General features: G+C 69.5%; 20 protein-coding genes. 16 read left to right on the top strand and 4 right to left on the bottom strand.

What is annotated here, in order from left to right; translation table 11 throughout:
* Nucleotides 1–62: 62 nt before the first annotated feature.
* From HNR07_RS18465 to HNR07_RS18455, 3 genes are all read right to left on the bottom strand, one after another.
* Nucleotides 63–1,199: an RNA polymerase sigma factor gene (locus tag HNR07_RS18465; protein ID WP_184366058.1), complete on the bottom strand. Its 1,137-nt coding sequence runs from the start codon at nt 1,197–1,199 to the stop codon at nt 63–65.
* A gap of 66 nt (nt 1,200–1,265) precedes the next feature.
* On the bottom strand, nt 1,266–1,673 hold the full coding sequence (locus HNR07_RS18460) for a YciI family protein (protein ID WP_184366057.1): 408 nt from the start codon (nt 1,671–1,673) through the stop codon (nt 1,266–1,268).
* Between the two features lie 182 nt (nt 1,674–1,855).
* Nucleotides 1,856–2,899: an SIS domain-containing protein gene (locus HNR07_RS18455; protein WP_184366056.1), complete on the bottom strand. Its 1,044-nt coding sequence runs from the start codon at nt 2,897–2,899 to the stop codon at nt 1,856–1,858.
* 274 nt (nt 2,900–3,173) lie between these two features.
* Between HNR07_RS18455 and HNR07_RS18450 the strand changes: the two genes are divergently transcribed.
* From HNR07_RS18450 to HNR07_RS18420, 7 genes are all read left to right on the top strand, one after another.
* Nucleotides 3,174–3,911 (top strand): GntR family transcriptional regulator, encoded by a 738-nt coding sequence (locus HNR07_RS18450; RefSeq protein WP_017583260.1) that lies wholly within the window; start codon nt 3,174–3,176, stop codon nt 3,909–3,911.
* Nucleotides 3,912–3,958: 47 nt separating this feature from the next.
* Nucleotides 3,959–5,449, top strand: coding sequence for a PTS transporter subunit EIIC (locus tag HNR07_RS18445; RefSeq protein WP_184366055.1), 1,491 nt, complete (start codon nt 3,959–3,961; stop codon nt 5,447–5,449).
* A gap of 135 nt (nt 5,450–5,584) precedes the next feature.
* The gene (locus tag HNR07_RS18440; RefSeq protein ID WP_017583262.1) at nt 5,585–5,821 is read left to right on the top strand and encodes a glucose PTS transporter subunit EIIB; all 237 of its coding nucleotides are present in this window, start codon (nt 5,585–5,587) and stop codon (nt 5,819–5,821) included.
* Between the two features lie 106 nt (nt 5,822–5,927).
* Entirely contained in the window at nt 5,928–6,416 is a 489-nt protein-coding gene (locus HNR07_RS18435) for a PTS sugar transporter subunit IIA (RefSeq protein ID WP_184366054.1), read from the top strand.
* A gap of 203 nt (nt 6,417–6,619) precedes the next feature.
* Nucleotides 6,620–8,299 (top strand): glycoside hydrolase family 3 protein, encoded by a 1,680-nt coding sequence (locus tag HNR07_RS18430; protein ID WP_184366053.1) that lies wholly within the window; start codon nt 6,620–6,622, stop codon nt 8,297–8,299.
* Nucleotides 8,300–8,481: 182 nt separating this feature from the next.
* Entirely contained in the window at nt 8,482–9,138 is a 657-nt protein-coding gene (locus tag HNR07_RS18425; RefSeq protein WP_184366052.1) for an HAD family hydrolase, read from the top strand.
* A 108-nt stretch (nt 9,139–9,246) separates the two neighbouring features.
* Nucleotides 9,247–9,696: a DUF6912 family protein gene (locus tag HNR07_RS18420; protein ID WP_184366051.1), complete on the top strand. Its 450-nt coding sequence runs from the start codon at nt 9,247–9,249 to the stop codon at nt 9,694–9,696.
* A 909-nt stretch (nt 9,697–10,605) separates the two neighbouring features.
* On the opposite strand, the gene HNR07_RS18415 is transcribed toward HNR07_RS18420, so the two are convergent.
* Entirely contained in the window at nt 10,606–10,824 is a 219-nt protein-coding gene (locus HNR07_RS18415; protein WP_184366050.1) for a hypothetical protein, read from the bottom strand.
* Between the two features lie 309 nt (nt 10,825–11,133).
* Between HNR07_RS18415 and HNR07_RS18410 the strand changes: the two genes are divergently transcribed.
* From HNR07_RS18410 to HNR07_RS18370, 9 genes are all read left to right on the top strand, one after another.
* The gene (locus tag HNR07_RS18410) at nt 11,134–12,297 is read left to right on the top strand and encodes a pectate lyase family protein (protein WP_184366049.1); all 1,164 of its coding nucleotides are present in this window, start codon (nt 11,134–11,136) and stop codon (nt 12,295–12,297) included.
* Nucleotides 12,298–12,613: 316 nt separating this feature from the next.
* Nucleotides 12,614–14,233 carry an alpha/beta fold hydrolase gene (locus HNR07_RS18405; protein ID WP_184366048.1) on the top strand — a complete coding sequence of 540 codons (1,620 nt, stop codon included), beginning with the start codon at nt 12,614–12,616 and terminating at the stop codon, nt 14,231–14,233.
* Nucleotides 14,234–14,679: 446 nt separating this feature from the next.
* The gene (locus tag HNR07_RS18400) at nt 14,680–15,375 is read left to right on the top strand and encodes an HAD family hydrolase (protein ID WP_184366047.1); all 696 of its coding nucleotides are present in this window, start codon (nt 14,680–14,682) and stop codon (nt 15,373–15,375) included.
* Between the two features lie 416 nt (nt 15,376–15,791).
* Nucleotides 15,792–20,666 (top strand): NAD-glutamate dehydrogenase, encoded by a 4,875-nt coding sequence (locus HNR07_RS18395; RefSeq protein ID WP_184366046.1) that lies wholly within the window; start codon nt 15,792–15,794, stop codon nt 20,664–20,666.
* A 198-nt stretch (nt 20,667–20,864) separates the two neighbouring features.
* A complete protein-coding gene (prfB, locus tag HNR07_RS18390; RefSeq protein WP_184366045.1) occupies nt 20,865–21,983 on the top strand; it encodes a peptide chain release factor 2 in 1,119 nt (372 codons plus the stop codon).
* Nucleotides 21,984–22,372: 389 nt separating this feature from the next.
* Entirely contained in the window at nt 22,373–23,062 is a 690-nt protein-coding gene (ftsE, locus tag HNR07_RS18385) for a cell division ATP-binding protein FtsE (protein WP_017583283.1), read from the top strand.
* A 125-nt stretch (nt 23,063–23,187) separates the two neighbouring features.
* Complete coding sequence (gene ftsX, locus HNR07_RS18380; RefSeq protein ID WP_221318868.1) at nt 23,188–24,099, top strand: permease-like cell division protein FtsX; 912 nt, start codon at nt 23,188–23,190, stop codon at nt 24,097–24,099.
* 82 nt (nt 24,100–24,181) lie between these two features.
* Nucleotides 24,182–24,646: an SsrA-binding protein SmpB gene (smpB, locus tag HNR07_RS18375; protein ID WP_184366044.1), complete on the top strand. Its 465-nt coding sequence runs from the start codon at nt 24,182–24,184 to the stop codon at nt 24,644–24,646.
* 63 nt (nt 24,647–24,709) lie between these two features.
* On the top strand, nt 24,710–26,719 hold the full coding sequence (locus HNR07_RS18370; protein WP_184366043.1) for a penicillin-binding transpeptidase domain-containing protein: 2,010 nt from the start codon (nt 24,710–24,712) through the stop codon (nt 26,717–26,719).
* Nucleotides 26,720–26,990 lie beyond the last annotated feature (271 nt).

The raw sequence follows: 26,990 nt of genomic DNA, 5'->3' as shown, positions 1-26,990 counted from the left end.
GGCTGAGGTGCACCGGTAGCGCGTGCGGGCGCGGCTCCTTCGGGGCCGCGCCCGCACGCGTGTCAGCGCTGGTTGAGCCGGGCCGCCTGGCGGGTGAGGTGGTCGCGTTCGGCGAGGTTGGGCGCCCTCAGGGCAGCCTCGGCGTACAGTCGGGCCGCCCTCTCCGGGTCCCCGGCCCGCTCGTGCAGGTGGGCGGCGACCGCCGTGTAGCGGGGGAGTGACTCGTCGAGCTCCGCCAGGGCGGCCAGCCCCGCGCGGGGCCCGTCGGCCTCCCCGACGGCCACCGCCCGGTTGAGCCGGACCACCGGGCTGTCGGTCAGCAGCGTGAGCTCGTCGTACCACTCGACGATCTGCGGCCAGTCCGTCTCCTCGGCGGTGGGCGCGTCGGCGTGCAGCGCGGCGACGGCTGCCTGGGCCTGGTACTCGCCCAGACGGTCGCGGGTCAGCGCGGCCTGGAGGATCCCCACCCCTTCGGCGATCAGGCCGGTGTCCCACCGGCCGCGGTCCTGTTCGGCCAGCGGTACCAGGGCGCCGTCGGGCCCGGTCCGGGCGGCGCGCCGGGCGTGGTGCAGCAGCATGAGGGCGAGCAGCCCGGCCACCTCGGGGTGGTCGACCCCGGCCGCGAGCTGACGGGTCAGCCGGATGGCCTCAGCGGCCAGGTCCACCTCGCCGGAGTAGCCCTCGTTGAAGACCAGGTAGAGGACGCGCAGCACGGTGGCGACGTCCCCGGGCTGCTCCAGGCCCTTCTCCGCGACGGTGCGCTTGGCCCGGCTGACCCGCTGTGCCATGGTCGCTTCGGGGACCAGGTAGGCCCGGGAGATCTGCCGAGTGGTCAGCCCGCCCACGGCGCGCAGGGTGAGTGCGACCGCGGACGAGGGCGTCAGTGACGGGTGGGCGCACAGGAAGTAGAGCCGGAGAGTGTCGTCCACCGAGGTCACCGGACCGGGCCCGGGCTCCATGTCGACGAGTTCCTCACGCCTGCGGCGGGCGCTCTCGGATCGGGCCGCGTCCAGGAACCGGTGCCAGGCCACGGTGACCAGCCAGCCCTTCGGGTCCCGGGGCGGGGCGCCCGGCCACCTGCGGACCGCCTCGACCAGGGCGTCCTGGACGGCGTCCTCGGCCGTCGCGAAGTCGGCTCCGCGGCGGACGAGGATCGCGATCACCGCGGGGACCAGGGCCCGCGACACGGAGTCGTCCACCGGGTGGTCCGTGGGACTGTCCGCCGGGCCCTTCCCCGTCCCTTGCTCCGTGCTGTCCACCGGGTCTCACTCCGTGATGACGGGCGGCTCGCCCATGAACGGGCGCAGCTCCAACCACTCGTGGATCGGCTCTCCACCCGCTCCGGGCGCGGCCGAGAGCTCCCCGGCGAGTTCGAGGGCGCGGTCGTAGGTGTCGACGTCGATTACCATCCAGCCCGCGATCAGATCCTTGGTCTCGGCGAACGGGCCGTCGGTGACCGGCGGTCGGCCCTCGCCGTCGTAGCGGACGAACGTCCCCTCGGGGGCGAGGGCCTGGGCGTCCACGAACTCGCCGGTCTCCTTCAGACGGTCGGCGAAATCGCCCATGAACTCGATGTGTGCGGAGACCTCCGCCGGCGTCCACTGGTCCATGGGCACGTCGTTCGCCGGAACCGGGGCGCCTCGGTAGTGCTTGAGCAGCAGGTACTTGGCCATGTTCTCTCCTCGGTGCGACACGACCCATTGTGGTCGCGTTCATACCGGGGACGGAACCAGCCACGGGTTCTCGACATCATCGGCCGGACTTTTCCGGGGTTTCTCGGTTCGGGCCCTCTCGCACGGACGGCCCGGCGCCGCGTGGGGGCGGTGCCGGGCCGTCGGGAACCCGGAGTCCGGGGTCAGGAGGTCTGCGTGACCTTGTTGAGGCCCCGGGGGACGTCGGGGTTGTAGCCCAGGCGGCGGGCGAGGCGTTCGGTGAGCAGCTGGGCGGGCACGATGAGGTTCATCGGCGACACCCACTCGGGCACGTCCGGGATCGGCACGGACAGGTCGCTCGCGGCGGCCAGGGTCGAACCGCCGCCGAAGCCGAACACCGGGGCGCCAGCGGAGCGGGCCCGCTCGGCGAGGGCGACCGTGCCGTCCAGGGTGGGGCCGCTGGGCGCGGCGACCAGAAGTGCCGGGGTGCGCGGGTCCACCACGGCGATCGGGCCGTGCAGCAGGTCGGCGTAGGACAGCCCCATGGCGTGCAGGTAGCAGGCCTCCTTGAGCTTGAGCGCCGCCTCCAGCGCCGTGGAGAAGGCCATGCCGCGCCCGGAGATCACCGCGCCCTGCACGGCGACCATCCGCTCCACGATCTCCTCCAGGGCGTCCGCGGGCGCGGCGAGGGTCTGCTCGATGCCCTCGGGCACCAGCTCCAGCTCCCCGGCGTCCAGGTCGGCGCCCAGCCCCAGGGCGAGGACCGCCAGCGCGGCCAGCTGTGTGTTGTAGGTCTTGGTGGCGGGCACGGCCAGCTCGTTCCCGGCCCGGGTGACCAGGGCGACGTCGGCCTCGGCGGCCAGCGGGGAGTCCGCGCCGTTGGTGACGCCCACGGTCCGGGCACCGCAGTCGGCGGCCCAGCGCATGGTCTCGACGATCTCCTCGGTCTTGCCGGACTGGGAGATGGCCACGGCGAGAACGTCGGAGAGGTCGATCTTGGCGCCGTAGGCGGTCGCGATGGACGGGGAGCCCAGCGTGGCCAGGCGGCCGGTGTGCGCCTGGAGGAGGTAACTGCCGTAGACGGCCGCGTTGTCCGAGGAACCGCGGGCGATGAAGAGGACGTGCTTGGTGGCGTGGCCGAGCGCCTCGATCTCGCCGCGCAGCGGCAGCAGCTCGGCGAACGTGCGCCGCAGGGCCTCGGGCTGTTCGGCGATCTCGGAGCGCATCACGCTGGTCGTGGTGGTCATGCGGAGCCTTCCGGTGTGGGCGGGCGGTCCTGGACATGCGCCGGGGGCCGCGTCGATCGTTCGTTGGCGGCCCGGAACTATCCCTCTGGCCAGCCACGATGCTGGTTCGCTCCGCGTGGCACAAGGAGGATTGACACGCGGGTCGAGCTATGGTCTAGTCCGGACTATACCAGTCAGAATCCGGCAGTACCCGGCAAGAGTCAGATGCCGGGGCAGATGCCGCGCTAAGGTCTAACGCCAGCCCGAATCGCCGACCGAGAAGGCCGCCCGCACCATGTCGATCGACGCCAGCAACCCACTGCCCAAGTACGTCCAACTCCGCGACCTGCTGCTGGACTGGATCACCTCGGCCGGGCTGGGCGTGGACGACATGGTCCCCTCCGAGCGCGAGCTCAGTACCACCTACGGCCTCTCCCGCATGACCGTGCGCCAGACCATCGACCTTCTGGTCGCCGAGGGCCGCCTGTACCGGGTCCCGGGCAAGGGCACCTTCGTGGCCCGGCCCAAGATCGAGATGTCCCTGGTGCTGGCCTCCTTCAGCGAGGACATGCGGGCCCGCGGCTTCGAACCGGGTGCCCGTGAGCTGATCCGGCAGGTCATCCCGGCCAGCGGGCACACCGCGCGCATGCTCGACATCGCCCCCGGCACCCTCGTCCACCACATCGAACGCATGCGTACCGCTGACGACGAACCCATGGCGGTCGAGCGCTCCAACATCCCCGCTGCCATGGTTCCGGGCCTGGAGGATCACGACCTCGCCGAACGGTCCCTCTACGAGGTCCTGGAAAACGAGTTCGACATCCTGTTGGATTCCGGAGAACAGACCATCGAGGCCGGGATCTGCGACTCGGCCGACTCCCGTCTCCTTGGCCTACCCGCTGGAAGCCCGGTGCTGGTCATGCAGCGCCGAAGCTTCGCCAAGGGACAGTGTGTGGAACTCGCGCTGTCCACCTACCGTGCTGACCGCTATCAGCTGCACTCCCGTCTCGATCCGCGGCAGCACGGCGACTGACGCCCAGCGCCCCCGGGGCGCGCGTCCGAGAGGGAGGACCCCCCACCATGTCGGACCCCACACCCGCCGAGGCCTCTTCGGCCTCCTCCACCGAGTCCGCACCCGCGGCCAAGCGCGGCTCCACGGCCCTGGCCCTGCTCCAACGGCTCGGCCGCAGCCTGATGATGCCGATCGCGGTCCTGCCCGCCGCCGCGATCCTGCTCCGCCTCGGCCAGGACGACCTCCTCGGCGCCGACGGCCTGGCCGGGCTCAACGGGATGGGCTGGATGCAGCCGGTCTCCGGCGCGGTCGGCACCGCCGGTGAAGCCATTTTCGAAGCTCTGCCGCTGCTGTTCGCCATCGGTGTGGCCATCGGCTTCGCCAAACGCGCCGACGGCTCCACGGCCCTGGCCGCCGTGGTCGGCTACCTGGTCTTCGACCGGGTCTCCACCTGGACGATGGTGGCCTTCGACGGCGCCACCGGCGACATCGGCTCCCGGCTGACCAGTTACCCCCTGGCCACCGATCCGGTGACCAGGGAACCGCTCACCGACCCCGAGGCGGTCAACGCCGTCGCACCGGTGATCAACCACGCGGTCAAGAACCCCACCGACGTGCTCGGCGGGATCGCGATCGGTCTGATCGCCGCCGTGCTGTGGCAGCGCTACCACCGCATCAAACTGCCCACCTGGCTGGGCTTCTTCGGCGGACGCCGCTTCGTCCCCATCGTCACGGCCCTGGCCGGTCTGGGCATGGGCGTGGTGCTGGGCCTGCTCTGGCCGATCGTCGGCATGTGGATCCAGAACCTGGGTGAGAGCATCATCGGCGCGGGCGCGCTCGGCGCGGGTATCTACGGGGTCATCAACCGCATCCTGTTGCCGATGGGCCTGCACCACGTGGTGAACTCGTTCATCTGGTTCGTCTCCGGCACCTACACCGCCGACGACGGCACGGTCATCCACGGAGAGATCCCCCGCTACTTCGCCGGGGACCCGACCGCGGGCGGCATGCTGTCCGGCTTCTTCCCGGTGCTGATGTTCGGCCTGCCGGGCGCCGCGCTGGCCATCTGGCTGACCGCGTCCAAGGCCAGGCGGGCGCAGGTGGGCTCGCTCATGATCCCGGCGGCGCTGACCGCGTTCGTCACGGGCATCACCGAGCCGGTGGAGTTCGCGTTCATCTTCGTGGCCCCGGTGCTGTTCGCGGTGCACGTCGTGCTCACCGGTATCTCCATGGCACTGATGAACGCCCTCGACGTCCAACTGGGCTTCGGCTTCTCAGCGGGCCTGATCGACCTGTTGCTGAACGCCACGAAGGACAACACCCAAGGGCTGGGGATCCTGTTGTTGTTCGGGGCGTTCTACTTCCTGGTCTACTTCGGGGTCTTCTACCTGCTGATCACGAAGCTCAACTTCCCCACCCCGGGACGTGAACGCGACGAGGAAGAGCTCGCCGCGGCCGCCCCGGCCACCGCCGACGGCACGACGGAACCCGGCCCCGACGCCCCGCCCGGCAAGGATTCCGGCGGCAAGCCCGACGGAGACACCGGCCGCACCGACTGACATCCGGTTCCCGGCGACGATCGACCCCACCGCCGAACTGGCTACCGCGCCGACTCTGGCGTGTGAGGCACACCACCTCTAAGCTCGGCTCACAACCCCCGGGACACGCGAACCCGGGTAGAGCACGGAGGGCACATGGCGGACAAGGCAACGGCGATCGTCGCCGGGCTGGGCGGCGCGGCCAACATCGAGGACATCGAGGCCTGCATCACCCGGCTGCGCACCGAGGTCAGCGACCCGGCACTCGTGCGGGAGGCCGATCTCAAGGCGGCGGGCGCGCACGGTGTCCTCGTCTCGGGCAGGGTCGTCCAGGTCGTGGTCGGCCCGGAGGCGGACTCCCTCACCGACGACATCCGGGACCTGCTGGAATAGCCCGTGGGACAGTCCCGGAGGGGCGGGCCGGAGAAAGTCAGGCCTTTGTGCTCTTCTGGTCGGCCCTTTTCCGGGTTAAGTCCCGCCCCCGGGGAAGACCTCCCCCATGTCAGACGTGAACCGTGCGCTGCGCGTACTCTCCCCCGTCACCGGAACGGCCATGTCCCTGGAGACGGTGCCGGACCCCGTGTTCTCCCAGAGCATGGTCGGGCCCGGTGTGGCGGTCCATCCCGAACCGGGCCAGGAAGGCGGCCAGGAGTCCTGGCACGAGGCGGTCGCCCCCATCGCCGGGACCCTGGTCAAGCTCCACCCGCACGCCTACGTGGTCATGGCCGCCGACAACCGGCGCGGTGTCCTCGTCCACCTGGGCATCGACACCGTGCAGCTCGCGGGCGAGGGCTTCACCCTCCTCGCCGAGGAGGGATCGCAGGTGGCGGAGGGCACCCCGGTGGTGCGCTGGTCACCCGGCATGGTGGCCTCCCTGGGCAAACCCTCGGTCGTGCCCGTGGTGGCCCTGGACGCCGAGCCCGGCGCCCTCTCCGAACTGGCCTGCGGCGCAGTCGAGCCGGGGGAGGCGCTGTTCGTCTGGGAGTGACCTTCCCCGACCGCAGCGATCTTTCCGGTCTCACCGGGGCGGCTTCGCCCGCCCCTCAACGCGTCTGGGCGGGCCCGAGCTGAACCCGGGGCCTCGTCCCGGACCCCACCATGGTCGTTGCCCCGGCGGGGTGCGTCTCGCCCGGTCCCATGACCGGGTATCCTCCGCCCGCAACCAGCGACTCGGCGGAGATGAAGTCCCTTATGCGACCGTCCGTTCCACGCGCCCTGGCCCCGGCCTGCGTGGCCCTCACCCTGATCACCACAGCCTGTTCCACACCCGAGGAGGTGGACCCCTCGCCTGAGAACGACGAGACGAGCCCCGGCGCCACGGCCGAGCCCTTCGAGCCGGTCCTGGCGCCCCAGCTGCTCGCGGACATGGACCTGGACGACAAGATCGGCCAGCTCCTGGTCCTCACCGCGCAGGGAACCACTGCCGCCGACAACGCCGCGATGATCGAGGCGCACCGCCCCGGCGGCATCATCTACTTCGACGCCAACCTCAACGACGCCGAGCAGATCGCCGAGATGTCCTCGGGCGTCCAGGACCTGGCCGCCGAACAGGGGCAGGGAGTCCCGCTGTTCCTCAGCATCGACCAGGAGCAGGGCCTGGTGGTCCGGATGCCCGTGGGCACCCTGTTCCCGGACGCCATGGCGGTCGGCGCCACCGGTGACACCGAGCTCGCCGCCCTGCGCGCCGCCACCACCGCCGACGAGCTCACCGCCGTCGGCATCAACATGAACTACGCGCCAGACGCCGACGTCAACACCGACCCCGACAACCCGGTCATCGGGATCCGCTCCTTCGGTTCCGATCCGGACCTGGTCTCGGAGATGGTGCTCGCCGAGGCCGCCGCCTACGCCGAACACGGCGTGGCCCCGGTGGTCAAGCACTTCCCGGGCCACGGGGACACCGACGTCGACAGCCACACGGGTCTGCCCGTCATCGACCTGCCGCGCGAGCGCTGGGAGGCCGAGCACCTGCCTCCGTTCCAGGCCGCCGTGGACGCCGACGTGGACGCGATCATGACCGCCCACGTGCTCATGCCGCAGCTGGACACCGACGAGGACCCGGACCCGGCCACGCTGTCCCCGGCGATCATCGACGGCATCCTGCGCGAGGAGCTCGGATACGACGGCGTGGTCACCACCGACGCCCTCAACATGGAGGGCGTGCGCCAGCGCCACGCCGACGGCGAGATCGCCGTGCGCGTCGTGGAGGCGGGGGTGGACCAGCTGCTCATGCCGCCGGACCCGGGCGCCGCGGTCTCCGCGATCCGTGAGGCGGTCGAGAGCGGCCGCCTCACCGAGGAGCGCATCGACCAGTCGGTGCTGCGCATCCTCACGCTCAAGGAGAAGCGCGGGATCCTCGAGGGCGGGTCCGCCGACCCGGCCGAGGCCGCCGAGGCCCTGGAGGTCCCCGAGCACGCCGAAGCCGCCCAGCGGGTGGCCGACGCCTCCGTGACCCTCGTCCAGAACGCCGGGGACCTCCTGCCGCTCGCCGCGGGCACGCGTGTGCGAGTCCAGGGTGTGGGCGCGGACCGGATCTCCCCGGCCCTGGCCGAGTCCGGGCTGGAGGTCGTGGACAGCGGGGAGGAGGTGCTCGTGGTGGGTACCAACGGCGCCCGCGGTTCGCAGGAGCAGCAGGGCATGGTCTCCGCGGGCGAGGCCGCGGGCACACCGGTCGTCGTGGTCGCCCAGGGCGGCCCCTACGACCTGGAGGCGTTCCCCGAGGTGGCGGGTTACATCGCCCTGTACTCGGCGGTGGAGGTCTCCCGGGTGGCCGCGGCCAAGGCGATCGCGGGGGAGATCAACCCCTCCGGGAAGCTGCCGGTGGACATCCCCGGCGCCGACGTGGGCTCGGGGACCGGTCTGGGTTACTGAGAACGGGGCCGCTGAGCTCCGGGCCGCCGAGAGTCCGGTTTCCGGTACTTCGCGTGCTTGGCGGGTTTCACGAAGGTTGAACCGGGCGGGGAACGGGAAGAACCGTTCCCCGCCCGGTCCTTCGCCAAGCCCGAAGGGCCGGGCGGGTGGTCCCTACGGCGATCACCGAAGGAGGCGATCGGATGACCGGCACCCGACGAGGGGTCATCTCCGACTGGGGCGGTGTGCTCACCCCACCCCTGCCCGACGGAATCCAGGCCTGGCTCAGGGCCGACCGCATCGACATCGACCACTACTACGAGGTCATGCGCCCCTACTTCGACGGCAGCGTGCCGGACAACCCCGTGCACGCGCTGGAGCGGGGCGAGATCGACACCCGGGAGTTCGAGCGCGACCTCGCCGCCCTGCTGCGCTCCACCCACGGCGGCCCGGTGCGGGCCGAGGGCCTCATCGAGCGCATGTTCTCGAACTTCGACCCGGTCCACGACATGTACGAAGCCCTGCGCCACGCGAGGGGGAGCGGGCACGGCACCGCGCTGTTGTCCAACTCCTGGGGCAACGGTTACCCCCGCGAGCACTTCGCCGCCACCTTCGACACGGTGGTCATCTCCGGCGAGGTGGGCATGCGCAAGCCCGAGGAACGCATCTACCTGCACACCTGCCGGAGCCTGGGCCTGGAGCCCGAGGAGTGCGTGTTCATCGACGACCTGGCACACAACATCGAGACCGCCGAGTCCCTGGGTATGACCGGCATCCTGCACACCGACGTGGAGAGCACCCGCCGGGAGCTGTCCCGTTTCCTGGCCTCCGAGGGAGAACGCGAACGCCAGCCGGCCTGACCCTGGCCTGATCTCGGCCCGGCCCCGACCCGGTCGGTGGGGCGCCGGTCCGGTCACCTCGGGTTCTTTGGGAAACTCGTAGGGATCCGACCGCGCCCTGGAGTGCCCATGTACGTCTTCCTGCCCAGTACCGTCCCCGCCCTGGCCGCCCTGCTCGACGAGGGCCGCCTGCAAGGCGAGTCCCTCATCGCCTTCACCGCCGACGAAGGCCCCGACGGAGACGCCGAGGAGGCCGAGTACGACGCCATGTACGCGGCCGCCGAGGCCTCGCTCGGACTCCTCGCCGAGGACCCCGAAGCGCCCCGCCGCCGCGTGGTGCTGGCCGCCGAGATGCCCGACCACGTCGTGGAACACCAGGACCGCCACGCTGACGGCGTCGCCCGGGTCAAAGTCCTGGGGGGCGTGCCCTACAAGAAGCTCAAGTCCGCCCACGTGGACGACGCCGACGCGGCCCCCGACATCGCCGAGGCCGCCGCGGACCCGGCCTCCGGGGCCGCCCAGGACCACGAACTCATGTGGTTCGCCGTCCAGGAGCTCCGCTACCTCGTGGAGGAGTAGAGCGCGGGCTCGCACCTCGGGCCCGGGCCTGACCTGATGCTGTGGCGGATCCGCGGCGTTGGGGCCCGGAGAAGCGGAGAGGCTGACCTGGGAGGGCTTCTCTGGGTCAGGCTCGGGCTCGGGTAGGGCGTCCGGTGTGGGGTCTGGGGTTTCGTTTCTGGGGTTCGGGGGTTCGGGGGTTCGGGGGTTCGGGGTTCCCCGTTTCCCGCCGCGTGATGGCGGCGGTCCGTGCTGTGCGCGTCAAGGGCCTCGCCCTCGGGGCGCTTCGCGGGGTGGGGCGCTCTACCTTCTTGACCCGCTTCGTTGCGAGGGTGGTGGGCGGCTGTCGGGGAACGGGGCAGGTGCGGTCCGGGGTGGTAGACGGGCCCCCAGGGGGGGCGAGGGCCCAACGGTAACTACCAACTGCGCGGCCTTCGGCCGGTGCCCCCCCAGGCCGGAGCCCAGCGCCTGGCCGTGTCGCGGCCGGTCACTTCCCCGGACGGGAAAGCAGCAGCGACGGTAGCGGCCTCCCCAGGCCTGCGGGGATCGGGTCGGGTGTCGCGGCCGGTCATGCGTGCTGGCGAACACCACCAGCGGCCCGTCCGGCCCCCTGGGCCCGGTTTCGCCCCCCTTTTCGAAGATGATCTTGCTACCAGGGGCAAGTTCGGCGCCGAACTTGCCCCTGGTAGCAAGATCATCGGGGGTGAGGGGGGAGTTTGGAAGCAGCGGACACCCCCAGACGCAGGTTACGGACACCCCGGCTTGCCCAGGGCCAACACAGCGCGGACCTCCTCGACCTGGCCGGGGGAGATCCGGGTGTAGACCGCCGTGACGTCCCCGGAGGAGCCCAGAGCCGATACGGCGACGGGTCATCCGATGAGGGCCGCGGTCTCCAGCTCGGGGGCGAGGAGGAGGGGGCGAGTACTCCGATCACGGTGAACCACTGGCCGCCGAGCCTCGCCCGCTGGCCCATGCCCTCGGAGCCGACCCCCAGGCTTTCGGGCGCCCGGGAGCCCAGGACCACAGTCGGAAGCTGGGCGGAGAGGGGGCGCCGTCGGCCGCGTAGTCGTCACCGGTCACGTCCACGCCGTCCAGGTCCAAGGACCCGTCGGGGCCGGGGGCGGGCATGTCCACGCCTTCTTCGCGCATGCACTCGTCGTAGGCGGGCACCGCGCTCGACGGGTTGTGGATTTCCTCGGCTTTCCCGCTGTGACCTCGGTTGTTTTTATGGTGAAAGTCTCACTAGAGCGCGGTTCTGGAAAATTTCCAGAATGGCTGGTCCAGTGGGAAATCACTTTCCGCAGTGCCCTGAACAGTAGGGTTTGACATTCTTTCCACGGGTGGTACAGGATGCTCCATCAGCGCGCCATTCCTGTTGGTTTCGGTCTGTGCGCGCTTGCCGGCGGCGTTTTCTCGTTACCCCCGTGTCCCCGCTGCCGCCGGTCGAAAGGGAAAGCCATGACGACTAAGAAAAAGAGGCCCGCACTCCTGGGGCTCGCCGCCACCGCCGGCCTCGGCCTGTTCGCGGGAGCCTGGTTCCTCGTCCCCGGAAGCACCGGAAGCGATGAGCTCAGCGGGAACACCGACACGCTCGACGCCGCTGCCACCGCCGACCCCCTCAGCGACGAGCCGGTCGGCTACGCGTCGATGAACGGTGGGACCACCGGTGGTTTCGGAGCCGACACCGTCAACGAGCACCTGCTGAGCGAGTACTCCTCCTGGAGCGAGGAGGGTACTCCGGGCGAGGCGCTCTACGAGGTCCTCAAAGAGCACATCCGGGCCGACTCCGACGAGGGCCTGGTCGTCTACGTCGACGTCACCGTCACCCCGGACCAGGTCAGCCAGGACAAGATCGACGTCAAGGACGTCTCCAACGTCTCCATCCTGGGTGTGGGCGAGGACGGTCGGTTCGACGGGATCGGTTTCAAGGTCACCCGTTCGGAGAACGTCGTCTTCCGCAACCTGGCGATCCGCAACGTCTCCCAGGGCGAGGGCGACGCCCTGGAGGTGACCGAGAACAGCTCGAACGTGTGGATCGACCACAACGAGTTCAGCAGTGAGAAGGAGGGTGTCGACAAGGACTTCTACGACGGTCTGGTCGACATCAAGCACGGTTCGGAGTACGTCACCGTCTCCTGGAACAAGTTCGAGGACCACTGGAAGACCTCGCTGGTGGGCCACAACGACAACGCCGGTTCCGGTCCGGACCGGATCACCTTTCACCACAACCTGTTCAGCAATCTGAACACCCGGGTGCCGCTGGTGCGCCACGCGGACGTGCACATGCTCAACAACGTGTACCGGGACATCGACGGTTCGGCGATCAACGCCCGGATGGGTGCTCGCGTCCTGGTCGAGGGCAACCACTTCGACAACGTCGGATCGGGTGAGGTGGACACCCATGCCGATCAGATCCAGGGTCCGGTGGGCTGGTGGTACGGCAGTTCCGAGACGGGTTACTGGAACCTGGTCGACAACGTGTTCGTGGATACCCCGCACGAGCACCTGGAGTCGACCACCGACTTCACGGTGCCCTACGAGTACGAGGCGCAGAGCCCCGAGGACGCCAAGACCGCCGTGGAGGCCGGCGCTGGCACCGGCGTGATCGCCGTCCAGCCCTAGGAAACGGGAAACAGCTCTGGGAGCTGGGAAAACAGCCCTAGGAATGGGGAAAGCTGCATTGGGCGCCGAGGGCCGTGGAGGTCTTCGGCGCCTTTTCGCGTTCCAGGAGTTCGTGCCCTGGAAACCAGGAGTTCCCGTCCAGGAAGGCGGCGCGCACACGAGCTAGGCGGAATCCCGGAGTGTGGCGGACGGTTTCTCCGGCAACTCCCGGGTATTCAGAGAACCGTCCACAGACCGGATGGCGATACCCCCGTTGTCTGCGGTTCTCCGCAGAAGATTCTCCGTAGTAGAGCGTCGACCCCCGAAGGAGAAGTGAATGAAGCGTGGAGCGCTGCTCCCCCTCATCCTCGTGCCAGGGCTGGCCGTACCCCTCATGGCGCCGCCCGCCCTGGCCGACCCCCTCCCCGAGGCCCCGGTCCAGAGCATCGACTGGGAGACGTGCGGGGAGGAGGAGAGCCCCGACGCCGAATGCGGCACCCTGACCGTCCCGATCGACTGGGGCGACCCCGACGGCGAGACGATCGACCTAGCCCTGGCCCGTATCCCCGCGAGCGACCCCGACGCGCGCATCGGGTCCCTGGTGATCAACCCCGGCGGCCCCGGCGGCTCCGGGGTGGGCTTCGCGCTCATCGCGCCGGAGGTCTTCAGCCCCGAGGTCCTCGACAGGTTCGACATCGTCGGTTTCGACCCCCGTGGGGTCGGCGACAGCCACCCGGTCCTGTGCTCGCTCGAGACCTTGGAGGGGGGCCCAGGCTCCCTGTTCGACAGCCGGGCCGAACTCGACGCGCGCGCCGCCTACAACGATGACCTGCGCGAGGACTGCCGGGAGCACACCGGACCGCTGTACGACCACGTCGACTCCCTCAGCGTCGTCCACGACATCGAGGCGATCCGGGCCGCCGTGGGCGACGAACAGCTGTCGTTCTTCGGTGTCTCCTACGGAACGCTCATGGGCCAGCAGTACGCCGCGACCTACCCGGAGCGGGTCCGCGCCGTCGTGCTCGACAGCGTGATGGACCACGACCTCGACACCAAGCAGTACCTGTCGACCCAGGCGGAGGCCGCGCAGGACTCCTTCGACGCCTTCGTCGCCTGGTGTGAGGGCAGCACCCAGTGCGAACTGAACGGGCAGGACCCGCGCGCGCTGTGGACGGATCTGCTGAAGCGTGCCGACGCGGGCGAACTCGTCATCGAGGACCCCGACGGTTCGTGGGAGGTGACCGCGGAGGACCTCATCGGCGCGGCGTTCTCCTCCGGCTACGGGCCGGGCTGGCACGACTTCGCCTCGACGCTGGCGTGGTTGGACGATCCGGAGAGCATCGAGCTTCCGTTGGCGGACGACGGTCCGGCGGAGACGGCTGACGCTTCGGAAGCGGCCGACAACGAGATCCCCGACGGGTTGGTGCCCTACCCCTACCCGGCGGTGCTGTGCAACGACTACAGCCTTCCGGTGCGTGGCTACGGCGACTGGAAGGCGCTCATGCGCAGTGGTGAGCGGCTCCTCGCCCCCGACGTGCGCTACGGCATGCTCGCGGTCGACGACGTCGCCAACTGCCTCGGACAGACGGATGTGCGCAACCCCCAGGCCCCGACCGACGTGAGCGGCAGTGAGCCGCTGATGGTCATCAACTCGCTGCACGACCCGGCCACCGGGTACAACTGGGCGGTGAACCTGGCCGACCAGCTCGGCGACGACGGCGTGCTCGTCACCTATGAGGGCGCCGGTCACGGTGTCTACGGCCGCACCGACTGCACCACCGAGGTCGTCGACGACTACCTGATCCACCAGGAGCTGCCAGCGGACGGCACCCGCTGCGAGGCGGCTCCGGTCGACTTCGAGGAGCCCCTGCCGCTCCTGGAGGCGGTGCCGGACCCCGATGTCGCGTCGGTCGCCGACGTCCTGAGCCGGGCCCAGGGCGGGGGCGGACGGGAGTAGCCCGAAGCAGCAGACCGCAGGGGCCGGGAACGCGAAACCACGTTCCCGGCCCCTGCCCTGGAACCCATGGGCCGGGCTCAGGGGGAGTCCTCCCCATACGGGCCCTTCTTGAGTGAGCCCTGGTTGATCGTGACGAACTCACCCTCCGGGGCGCACTCCTCGGGCAGGTCGGGCACCTCGTCCAGCCCGGAAGCTCTCGTCCAGCCCGGAAGCTCTCGCGTAGGAGTCTCCGGCCGTGAAGAGGTCCCCGTCCACGAGCTCGCCCGCTTCGGGGGCAGTGACGCCGACCCGCCTTCCCCCGCTGTCCGGCGTGCCTGTGGTGCCTGGCCGGCTCCGGACTCCGTTTCCTCCCTGAATCTCCCATCCGGCACAATGGTGGGGTCCCCCCCGACCCCGAGTACCGAACCCCACCCCCGACCGCCGAGGAGTCAGCCATCAGCCGCCTGGTGCTATGGAACATCGACCTCACCCTCCTCGATGTGGGGCAGGTGATGAGGGCCGCCTACGCCGAGGCCTTCGAGAAGGTCACGGGCGAACCGCTGGTCTACCTGACCTCGGCCGCGGGCCGCACCGACTCGGAGATGTTCTTCGAGTTCTGTGCCCGCAACTACGTCGACCTCGAACCCGACAACGAGGTGCTGGGCGACTTCCTGGCCGCTCTGGAGACGGCTTTCGCCGCCCGGCACGACCAGCTCCTCGCCAAGGGCCGGGTCATGCCCGGCGCCGCCGCGTCCCTCGCCGCCGTGGCCTCGTTCCCGGACACGGTGCAGACCGTGGTCAGCGGGAGCACCCGGGCCAACGCCACCGCCAAGCTGGTCGCCTTCGGCCTGGACACCCATCTGAATTTGGCCGTGGGCGGGTTCGGTTCGGTGAACTACCCCAAGTCCAGCCTGATCCAGTCCATCCGCCTCCACGCCGCCGGTGAGGGCGGTCGCGTCTACGCCGAGGAGGAGACGGTGTTCATCACCGGCTCCGCCCCGGACGTGCGCGCGGCGATGATCGGCGGAGCGATCCCGATCGCGGTGCTCAACGGTTCGACCACCGAGGGCCAGCTCCGGGAGGCCGGGGCGCAGATCGTGCTTCCCGACCTGAGCGACCCCAGGGCCGTGATGACCGCCGTGCACCAGGCAACGGCTCGATAACGACCGCAAGCTACACTGGGGCCGCCGTGCGTTCCAGCGTTCACCTCAAGGTCTACCGCAATCCGTTTCTAACAGTGCGTAACCACCGTGTAACGGTGTTGGTCCTGTTCTCGGGCGCGAAAAGCAGTAGCCTGGTCACGGTCCCCACCGAGTGGGGGCAGTGCAGAGGCGGGGACAACGACGTTCCAGCGCCTCGATTGACGCCACCTGTGCGCACAGGTACCAACCCAACCACCAGCCTCGTGGGTCCCTTGCGGCCCAAGAGCCTCACGAGAAGTCACAACCCAGCACAGAAGTTCACAGGACAGAAGTCCACAGGTCGACTGACGAGCCACACACGTCACATGACCGGGTGTTCTCCCAGGCGCTCTACTCGCGCTCGTGCGATGTTGCTCACAAAGGAGTGAGAGATCCCTATGTCCGGGCAATCCGACGTCATCCTCCAGAAGCTGCTCAGCGACGCGGCTTCCCGGTGGACCCCCGGGGACCGACTGAGTCCCGAAGCCGCCGACGCGATCCGCCGTTTTCTCCCCCTCTACTACCGGCACACGGACCCCGAGGAGATCAGCGGGCGCACCCCCGAACAGGTGTGCGGGACCGCCGAGGCGCACCGCTCCTTCGGCGCCGAACGCGCTCCGGGGCGGGCCAAGGTCAGGGTCTACACCCCCACTGTCGAACGTGACGGCTGGGAACAGCAGACCAGCATCGTCGAGATCGTCACCGACAACGCGCCCTTCCTCGTCTCCTCCGTGACCATGGCCCTCAGTGAGCTGGGCGCCGGTGTGCGGCTGATCATCCACCCCCAGATGACCGTCGGCCGCGACCTGTCCGGACACCTCGTCGAGGTCGACCCGGAGATCGGCGGTGACGGCCTGCTGCCCACCGACGAGTCGTGGATGCACATCGAGATCGACCGGCAGAGCGACCCCGAGCGGGTCAAGGAGATCACCACCAAGCTGGAGAGCGTCCTCAACGACGTCCGCTACGTGGACGAGGACTCCGCGAAGATGAGCGACCGGGTCATCCGGATCGCCGACGAGCTCTCCGCCTACCCCGACCGCCTGGTCGCGGGCGGTGTCGACCCCCGCGAGATCGGCGAGAGCGTCGACTTCCTGCGCTGGATCGCCGGACGCCACTTCACCTTCATGGGCTACCGCGAGTACGCCCTGGTCACCGACGAGAACGGCGACGACTCGCTGCGCCCCGAGCCCGGCACGGGCCTGGGCATCCTGCGGATGGACTCGCCCGCCTCCACCAGCTTCGCGGCTCTGCCCCCGGAGATCCGTGCCAAGGCCCGCGAGCCCTACATCCTGGTGCTCACCAAGGCCAACTCCCGCGCCACCGTCTACCGGCCCAAGTACCTGGACTACATCAGCGCCAAGAAGTTCGACTCCCAGGGCAACATCGTCGGCGAGCGCCGCTTCCTCGGGCTCTTCACCTCCCAGGCCAACACCAGCAGCATCGCCCAGATCCCCATCCTGCGCCGCAAGCAGGCCGAGGTCCTGTCCCTGGCCGGGTTCGAGGCCGACAGCTACGACGGCAAGGACCTCATCGAGCTCCTGGAGACCTTCCCGCGCGAGGAACTCCTCCAGATCCCGGTGGGCGAGCTCTACAGCATCGTGCGCGGCGTCATGCGCCTGCGCGACCGCCGCGGCACCAAGCTGTTCATGCGCCGCGACCCCTACGGCGGCCGGTACATGTCCTGCTTCGTGTACATGCCGCGCGACGAGTACAGCACCCAGGTGCGCCTCGACATCCAGAAGGTTCTCGCCGACGCCTTCCAGGGCGCCACCATGGACCACAACGTGATGATCGGCGCCGCCCCGCTGGCCCGCCTGTACCTGGTGGCCCGCGCCCAGCCCGGCCGGACCCTCGCCGACATCGACCAGGTGGCCCTGGAGGAGAAGGTCCGCCAGGCCGCCCGCTCCTGGGACGCGGACTTCGACGACGCCCTCGTCGACGCGTTCGGCCCCACCCGCGCCACCACGCTCAAGGAACGCTACGGCCCCGGGCTCACCGAGGCCTACAAGGTCGACAACGACCCCGTGGTGGCCGCCCGGGACATCGCCCGGATCGAGGAGCTGCTCCAGCGCGCCGCGCCGGACGCCCGCCAGGGCGAGTTCTCGGCCAGCCTCTACCAGCCCGAGGGCGCGGACGCCACGACCTGGCGGTTCCGCCTGGCCCGGATCGGCGACCCCATCTCCCTGTCCCGCGTGCTGCCCGTCCTGGAGCACCTGGGCATCGAGGTCATCGACGAACTGCCCTACGACATCACCGTCGACGGGGTCGGCCGCGTCTGGATCTACGACTTCGGCCTCGGCCCGCTGGAAGCCTCCGACCTGTCCCCGGCCCGCCTCAAGTCGCTCTTCGAGGACGCCTTCGACGCCTCCTGGCGCGACCTGGGCGAGTCCGACCGGTTCAACGCCCTGGTGGTGCGGGCCGGACTGGACTGGCGCCAGCTCACCGTCCTGCGCGCCTACGCCAAGTACCTGCGGCAGACCGGTTCCACCTTCACCCCCGACTTCCTGGCCGACGTCCTGGTCGCCAACGTCGGGATCGCCAACCTGCTCGTGGAGCTCTTCGAGGCCCGCTTCGACCCGGACCAGCCCGACGAGGGCCGCGACGAGCGCGCCGGGACCCTCGTGGCCAAGATCGAGAGCGCGCTGGAGGCCGTGGCCAGCCTGGACCACGACCGCATCCTGCGTTCGTTCCTGGCGGTCATCCGGGCCACCCTGCGCACCAACCACTACCAGCACGGCTCCCAAGGCCGCCTGGTGTTCAAGCTCAACCCGCAGGAGATCCCGGACCTGCCGCACCCGCGGCCCCGGTTCGAGATGTACGTCTACTCGCCGCGCGTGGAGGGCGTCCACCTGCGCTTCGGCTCCGTGGCCCGCGGCGGCCTGCGCTGGTCGGACCGGTTCGAGGACTTCCGGACCGAGATCCTCGGCCTGGTCAAGGCGCAGATGGTCAAGAACTCCGTGATCGTGCCCAGCGGCGCCAAGGGCGGGTTCGTCTGCAAGCGCCTGCCCGCGGGCGGCGGCCGCGAGGAGGTGATGGCCGAGGTCGTCTCCTGCTACAAGCAGTTCATCAGCGCCCTGCTGGACGTCACCGACAACCTCGTCGACGGCCGGATCGTGCACCCCGAGCGCACCGTCCTGCACGACAGCGACGACTCCTACCTGGTGGTCGCCGCCGACAAGGGCACCGCGACCTTCTCCGACATCGCCAACGGCATCTCCAAGGAGCGCGGCTTCTGGCTGGGCGACGCCTTCGCCAGCGGCGGCTCGGTCGGCTACGACCACAAGGCGATGGGCATCACCGCCCGCGGCGCCTGGGAGTCGGTCAAGTACAACTTCCGCGAGATGGGCGTCAACGTCCAGGAAGAGCCCTTCACCGTCGTCGGTATCGGCGACATGTCCGGTGACGTCTTCGGCAACGGCATGCTGCTGTCCAAGCAGATCAAGCTGGTCGCCGCCTTCGACCACCGGCACGTCTTCCTCGACCCGAACCCGGACCCCGCCGTCTCCTGGGCCGAGCGCGAACGCGTGTTCCGCCTCCCGCGGAGCACCTGGGAGGACTACTCCGCCGACCTGATCTCCGAGGGCGGCGGCGTGCACCCGCGCACGGCCAAGTCCATCCCGATCACCCCGCAGGTGCGCGAGGTTCTGGGCATCGAGGACGGCGTCACCGCGCTCACCCCGAACGAGCTCATCCAGCACGTGCTCACCGCGCCGGCGGACCTGCTCTGGAACGGCGGCATCGGCACCTACGTCAAGGCCAGCGGCCAGACCCACGCCGAGGTGGGCGACAAGGCCAACGACCAGGTCCGCGTGGACGCCACCCAGCTGCGGGTGAAGGTGGTCGGCGAAGGCGGAAACCTGGGCCTGACCCAGCCCGCCCGGATCGAGTTCGCCCGCGAGGGCGGCCGGGTCAACAGTGACTTCATCGACAACTCCGCCGGTGTGGACACCTCCGACCACGAGGTCAACATCAAGATCATGCTGGATCGCGAGGTACGGGCCGGCGAGCTGGCCCAGGCCGACCGCGACCAGCTGTTCATCGACATGACCGACGAGGTCGCCTCGCTGGTCCTGGACAACAACTACGCCCAGAACACCGTGCTGGCCGCCGCGCGCAAGCAGACCCACGAGATGCTGCACGTCCACGGCCGCTACATGCGCCACCTGGAGCGCACCAAGGTCCTCAAGCGCAAGCAGGAGGACCTGCCCTCCGACAAGGCGATCGCCGAGCGGCGCTCCCAGGGCAAGGGGCTGACCGGCCCCGAGTTCGCGACGCTGCTCTCCTACACCAAGATCAGCCTCAAGGAGCAGATCGGCCTGTCCGACCTGGCCGACGACCCCTACCTGGCGTCGACCCTGACGGACTACTTCCCGACGCCGCTGCGCTCGGACCGCTTCGCCGACGAGGTGGCCTCGCACCCGCTGCGCCGGGAGATCATCGTCAACCAGGTGACCAACCAGATGGTCAACCGGTCCGGGATCACCTACGCGTTCCGCCTCAACGAGGAGCTGGGCTCCAGCGCCGCGGACATCGCCCGCGCCTACCTGGTGACCCAGGAGGTCCTCGGCCTGCCCAAGTTCTGGGGCGAGATCGAGGAGCTGGACCACGAGATCTCCGTGGACAGCCAGCTGCTGCTGCTACTGGAGATCCGCAAGCTCGCCGAGCGCTCCGCCCGGTGGCTGCTGCGCAGCCGCACCTTCCCCTTCGACCTCAGCAGTGAGATCGGCTTCTTCGCCGAGGGAGTGGGGGAGGTACTGCCCCAGCTCCACGATCTGCTGCGCGGCCGGGACCGGGAGGCCTTCGAGGAGCGCCGGGACCGCTACACCTCGCTGGGCGTGCCCGCCGGGCTGGCCGAGCGGATCGCGGTCATGGTGCCCGCCTACTCCACCCTGGACCTGGTGGAGATCGCGCACCGCACCGGCCAGCCGGTGGGCCGGGTCGCCAGCCTGTACTTCGAGCTGGCCGACCGGTTCAACATCAGCTGGTGGCGTGAGCGGATCATCGACCTGCCGCGGGACGACCGCTGGGGCACGATGGCTCGTTCGGCGCTGCGCGACGACCTGTACACGGCGCACGCGGACCTGACCAGTCGCGTCCTGGAGTCGGGTTCGGCCGAGTCCAACGCCGAGCTGATCGCCGAGTGGGCCGAGCAGAACGAGACCGCGGTGCAGCGCGCCGGGATCACGCTCTCGGAGATCCAGGAGAACGAGCGCTTCGACCTGGCCACCCTGTCGGTGGCGCTGCGGTCGATCCGCTCCCTGGTCGACTAGGGGCGGCGGGCCCTGGGCCCGGGACACGCGGGACGAGCCGGAGGGGCGTGCGGGGAGCAGTTCAGGACCCTGCGCCCCTCCGGGCCTGCCCGGGGCAGTCGCGGAGCGTGGTGCGGGGAGCTGCCGGGTGCCGGTTCGGCGGCGCCGCGGCGGCCGCGGGTGGGGTTTGCCCCTTCACTGGGTCCTACACTGGGTTCCGTGGCAGAACTGGACCCAGCAGAGAAGATCAAGGAACTCGCGGCGACCCTGGCGAGTGTGACCGCCGTGTTGGACCTGGAGGCGATGCAGACCCAGATCGCCGAACTGCGTGAGCAGTCCGCGGACCCCGAGCTGTGGGCCGACCAGGGCAACGCGCAGAAGGTGACACGCAAGCTCTCCAGCCTGGAGTCCATGGTCAACAAGGTCAACGGCATCGAGCAGCGCCTCGACGACCTCGGTGTGCTCTTCGAGCTCGCCGAGGCCGAGGACGACGCCGACACCAGGACCGAGGCCGACCGTGAGCTCGAGCAGCTCCGCAAGGAGATCGGTGAGCTGGAGGTGCGCACGCTCCTCAACGGGCCGCACGACGAGAGCGAAGCCATTGTCACCATCAACTCCCAGGCGGGCGGCGTCGACGCCGCCGACTGGGCGCAGATGCTCCAGCGCATGTACCTGCGCTGGGCGGAACGGCACGGATATCCCACGGAGGTCTACGAGACCTCCTACGCGGAGGAGGCGGGCATCAAGTCCACCTCGTTCGCCGTCAAGTCGCCCTTCGCCTACGGCACCCTGAGGGGCGAGCACGGCACCCACCGGCTGGTGCGCATCTCGCCCTTCGACAACCAGAACCGGCGCCAGACCTCGTTCGCGGGCGTGGACGTCGTCCCGATGGTGGAGCAGAGCGACCACGTCGACATCGACGAGACCGAGCTGAGGGTGGACGTGTACCGCTCCAGCGGCCCCGGCGGTCAGGGCGTCAACACCACGGACTCCGCGGTGCGCATCACCCACCTGCCCACCGGCATCGTGGTCTCCTGCCAGAACGAGCGTTCGCAGCTGCAGAACAAGGCGACCGCGATGACGATGCTCCAGGCCAAGCTCCTGGCCCGCAAGCGGCTGGAGGAGCAGGCCGCCCTGGACGAGATCCGCGGCGACTCGGTGAGCAGCTGGGGCACCCAGATGCGCAACTACGTGCTGCACCCCTACCAGAGCGTCAAGGACGTGCGGACCGGCGCCGAGACCGGTAACACCTCGGGTGTCCTGGACGGCGAGATCGACGCCTTCATCGACGCCGAGATCCGGTGGATGCGCAGCCGGGAGAAGAACGAGCAGAGCTGACCTGCGCAGTTCTCCCCGCGCTTGTGTCCCCGTCGCCGTCGTGTGCTGTCCCCGCCCGCGCGGGCGGGGACACGCCCGGTCGCGGGTGGGGGACCCAGGGTGAGCGAACTCGCGCTGAGGCGCCCTCGTATCCCAATGGTGACGCCCACGTCTCCGCAGTTTTACCGAAACTACTATATGTGAACGTTATCATCGGTTGACACCTCCGATATGCTCGTGGCTGTTGTCCGATAGTGCTCTGATCTCCACAGATCTCGCGGGTGCGACGGGACCTGGACAATCCGGGCTCCTGTCCCCTCTAAACTGTCGGTGGCCATGCGGCCGGTACGATCCCGTGCGGAGCTCGATCCGCCGGGTGCCCATACCTTCGAGAGCCTTGTGATGCGCCTGTGATCCACTTCGATAACGTCACCAAGCTGTACCCGACTCAGAAGCGCCCCGCGCTCGACGGTGTTTCCATCGACGTGGACAAGGGCGAGTTCGTCTTCCTGGTCGGCCCGTCCGGCTCGGGCAAGTCGACCTTCCTCCGGCTGGTGCTGAAGGAGGAGAAGCCCAACTCCGGGCACGTGCACGTCGCGGGCAAGGACCTCGCCAAGCTCTCGAACTGGAAGGTTCCGCACCTGCGCCGCCGCATCGGATGCGTCTTCCAGGACTTCCGTCTGCTGCCGAACAAGAACGTCTTCGAGAACGTCGCCTTCGCGCTGGAGGTCATCGGCAAGCCCCGACGGTTCATCCGCAAGGTCGTGCCCGAGGTCGTCGAGCTCGTCGGCCTCGAAGGCAAGGCCGGTCGTATGCCCGGAGAGCTCTCCGGTGGTGAGCAGCAGCGCGTGGCCATCGCCCGCGCCTTCGTCAACCGCCCGCAGATCCTGCTGGCCGACGAGCCCACCGGAAACATCGACCCGGCTACCTCCATCGGCATCATGAAGGTGCTGGACCGAATCAACCGCACGGGCACCACCGTCGTCATGGCGACCCACGACGCCGCCATCGTCGACTCCATGCGCAAGCGCGTGATCGAGCTTGAAGAGGGCTTGGTAGTGCGCGACCAGACGCGCGGCGTCTACGGCCAGGCGTACTGACCTCTGGCACGTCGTCGCCGGGCGGTCGGTCGGCGACCGCGAGACAATCGGACGGCCGCGAGACAACGGGCGATCGCGAGACCACCGGCACGGCGAAGCCCCGAAGGATGGACCTTTAACAGATCATGCGAGCACAATTCGTTCTCTCCGAGACGTGGATCGGTCTACGTCGCAACCTGACGATGACCATCGCCGTCATCACGACGGTGGCCATCTCCCTCGCCTTGTTCGGTGCCGGTCTGCTGGTCAACCAGCAGGTCTCCGAGATGCGCAACTACTGGGACCAGCGGATCACGCTGACCATCTACATGTGCAACGAGATCTCGCCGACCGCGGCCTGCCAGGAGAACGGCGCAGCGACAGAGGAAGACCGCAACGCCCTCGAAGCGCAGTTGGACTCGCTGTCCGAGGTCGAGGACTACCGCTACCTGACCGCCGCCGAGGCCTGGGCCGACTTCCAGGAGCGCATCGGCTCCTCGAACGAGGCGCTCGCCGAGGCCGCGCAGGAGGGTGACATCCCGGAGAACTACCGGGTGCAGCTCACCAACCCCGACCACTACGACACCGTGCGCGCGGCTGTCGACGGTGCGTCCGGCGTCGACTCCGTCTCCAACGACCAGCGCGTCCTCGAACAGTTCTTCGGACTGCTCGACGGGCTCAAGTGGGCAGCCCTGGTGGTCGCCGGCGTCCAGCTGGCCGCCGCCGCGCTGCTGATCGGCAACACCATCCGGCTGTCGGCCTACAGCCGCCGCCGGGAGACCGGCATCATGCGCCTGGTCGGCGCGTCGAACTTCTACATCCAGCTGCCCTTCCTCCTGGAGGGCGCCATCGCCGGTCTGGTCGGTGGTGTGATCGCGTCCGGGTTCATCGTGGCCACCAGGTTCACGCTGCTCACCCAGATCGAGGACTGGTTCCAGTTCGACGTGGCACTGGGCACTGGCGCACTGCTGTACGTCATCGGCGTATCGATGATCCTCGGTGTGCTCCTGTGCACCGTGACCTCGTTCCTCACCCTGCGCCGCTACCTGAAGGTCTGACGGGTCACCGCCGGACACGGGCGGGCGCCGGGTACCGGGGGGCCACACGCGTGGCCCCCCGGACGTATGAAGGGATACAACCGTGGCCAAGGAAACCGGGCGGAAGCTGATCGCCCAGAACCGCCGGGCCCGGCACGAATACCACCTCGACGAGACCTACGAGGCCGGTATGGTCCTGACCGGTACCGAGGTGAAGTCCCTCAGAGAGGGGCGCGCCTCGCTCGTGGACGGCTTCGCGCACATCCACGACGGTGAGGTGTGGCTCGAAGGCGTGCACATCCCGGAGTACTCACAGGGCACCTGGACCAACCACTCGGCCCGCAGATCACGTAAGCTACTCCTGCACCGCGAGCAGATCTCCCGGCTGATCGGCAAGACCCGAGAGCCCGGGCGCACGCTGGTTCCGCTGTCCCTGTACTTCAGTGACGGCCGAGCCAAGGTCGAGATCGCTCTGGCTCGCGGTAAGCGTGAGTACGACAAGCGCCATGCCATCGCCGAACGCGAGGCCAAGCGTGACATGGAACGCGCGCTTCGCCGCCGTCGTTGAGCACTCCTCGGTCGTCGTCCCCACCGGGTGACACGGCCGGGGCGCCTGAAAGGAACACATAAGGTGTCCCCCCGTCCCCTCGGCCGCAGGATCGCGGCCGTCAGCAGTGGCCTGATCGTCGCCCTGAGTCTCGCGGCGTGTACGACCCACCCCAGCCCGGAGGTGGCTGTCAGGTCCTTCCTGCTCGCCTGGCAGGACGGGAACTACGCCGAGGCCGCCCGCCACACCACCGGTGACCCGGCGGAGGTGGAGCGGGCGCTGGCCGACGTACACGACCAGCTCGACCTCGCCTCCATCCGGTTCGACCTCGGGCAGATCGCCACGGAGAGCGGTACCGCGAACGCCGAGTTCGGCGTCAACGCTGACCTGGGCATCGGCGACCCGATGTGGAACTACACCGGCCGGATGTCCCTGACCAATGGTGCCGCGGGCTGGCAGATCGACTGGTCGCCGAGCGTCATCCACCCTGAGCTGGGCGAGGGCGAGCGCCTCGCCGTCAGCTACGAGATCGAGGAACGCGGCCAGATCCTCGACCGGTCGGGTGAGCCCCTGGTCACCGCGGACAGCGTCACCGCCTTCGGGGTGCTGCCCGCCGACATGGAGGACAAGGAAGCGGGCGTCACCGAGCTCGCCGAGCTCCTCGACGAGGACCCCGACCCGCTGCTCAACCGGGTGCGCTCCGCCCCGCCCGAGCAGTTCCAGCCGCTCGTGCTCATGCGCGACGCCGACAACTCCCTCCTGCGTGAGGCCGGCAACATCGCCGGCGTCGACACGCAGGAGATCGAGGTCAACCTCTCGCCGCGGGTCGCCCCCTTCCTGCTCGGCGAGGTCGCGGGCACCGCGGAGCACCGGGTCTCGTCGCGGGTGGCCGGCCCCTACCAGGCCGGTGACACGGTGGGTCTGAGCGGTCTGCAGAACATCTTCCAGCAGGAGCTCGCCGGTACGGCCACCACACAGGTGGTGAGCCTGGGTGAGGACGGCGAGCAGACCGACGTCCTGGAGTCCTGGGAGGGCGTGCGCAGCGGCGGCATCGAGACCACCCTGGACCTGGCTGTTCAGAACGCGGCCGAGAGCGCCCTGGAGGCGGTCCCCGGTGATGGGTACATCGTCGCGGTCGACACCTCGAGCGGGGAGGTCCTGGCCGCGGCCAACGCTTCTGGCAGCGTGACCGACGACGGGGCCTTCACCGGTTCCTACGCCCCGGGTGGCGCGTTCACCATGGTGTCGGCTCTGGCCGCCCTGGACAGCGGCGCGGTCACCGCGGACAGCGAGATGCCCTGCGGCTGGCAGTCCGAGATCGGTGACCGGACATTCACCAACCCCAGTGGGGGCTCCGTCGTGGAGAATCCCACGCTGGTGCGGAACATGGCCTACCTGTGCACGGTCGGCTTCGTGGACGTCGCGTCGGAGGTGGGTGCCGGGGCGATCACCGAGGCCGCGACCCAGTTGGGCGTGGGTGCCGAATGGCAGCTTCCGCTGCCGGTCTCCTCGGGTGCGGTTGACATCGCCGATGCCGACGAAGCCGAGCTGGCCGCCGCGATGGTGGGCGACCACGGTGTCCAGGTGAGCCCGCTCTCCATGGCGCTGGCCGCGGGGGCTGTCGCCGACGGCTCCTGGCACGGACCCACCCTGGTTCGGGAAGAGGGGCCTGCTCCGGCCGGTACCAACGAGCTCGACGAGGCCCACCTGGAGGTGGTCCGGGAAGGGCTGCGCGACGCGGTGAGCCTGCGCATCCCCGAGGTGAACGTCGGCGAGGAGCAGGTCTTCGGCCAGGCCGCCCGTGCGGAGCAGGGCGACACCGCCCTGCACTGGTTCGTGGGCTACCAGGGCGACGTCGCCTTCGCGGTGCTCGCCGAGGTCGACCCCGAGACGAGCCTGTGGCAGCAGTACGCGGTCAACGCGGCGGCCAGTTTCCTCAACGGTCTGGCCCATGGGGTCGCTGAGGGCGAGGGCCTTCTGGGCGAGGAGGTCCCGGAGCTGCCGATGGACGTTCCGGTCGAGGGTGAGCCGAACGCTCCGGTCGAGGGTGACGCGGGTGAGACGAACCCGGAAGCGGACCTGACGGGGAACTGACCCGAACTGCCGAAAAGACACGGCTGAAAAAGACGCCGCCGGAGCAACCTACGGGTGCCCCGGCGGCGTCTTCTTCAATAACTGGGGCCGCCACAGGGGGTAGCGGACCAGTACTGAGACAGGACCTCATCTCGGGGGAGGCCCTGTCGGTTCCCAAGGTCGGCCCCGACCCTGGCCGACCGCCCCCGTGAGTCGCGTAGACCTCTCTTGCGTCCGCCTCACGGGGGTTTCTCCCTGTCCGGAGCCTGACCGCCAGGGTTTTTGCCTGCCC

This window comes from Nocardiopsis metallicus (assembly GCF_014201115.1).
Taxonomy (GTDB): Bacteria; Actinomycetota; Actinomycetes; order Streptosporangiales; family Streptosporangiaceae; genus Nocardiopsis; species Nocardiopsis metallicus.
The sequence above is the reverse complement of the archived record's forward strand: the minus strand, read 5'-3'. Positions and strand labels throughout refer to the sequence as shown.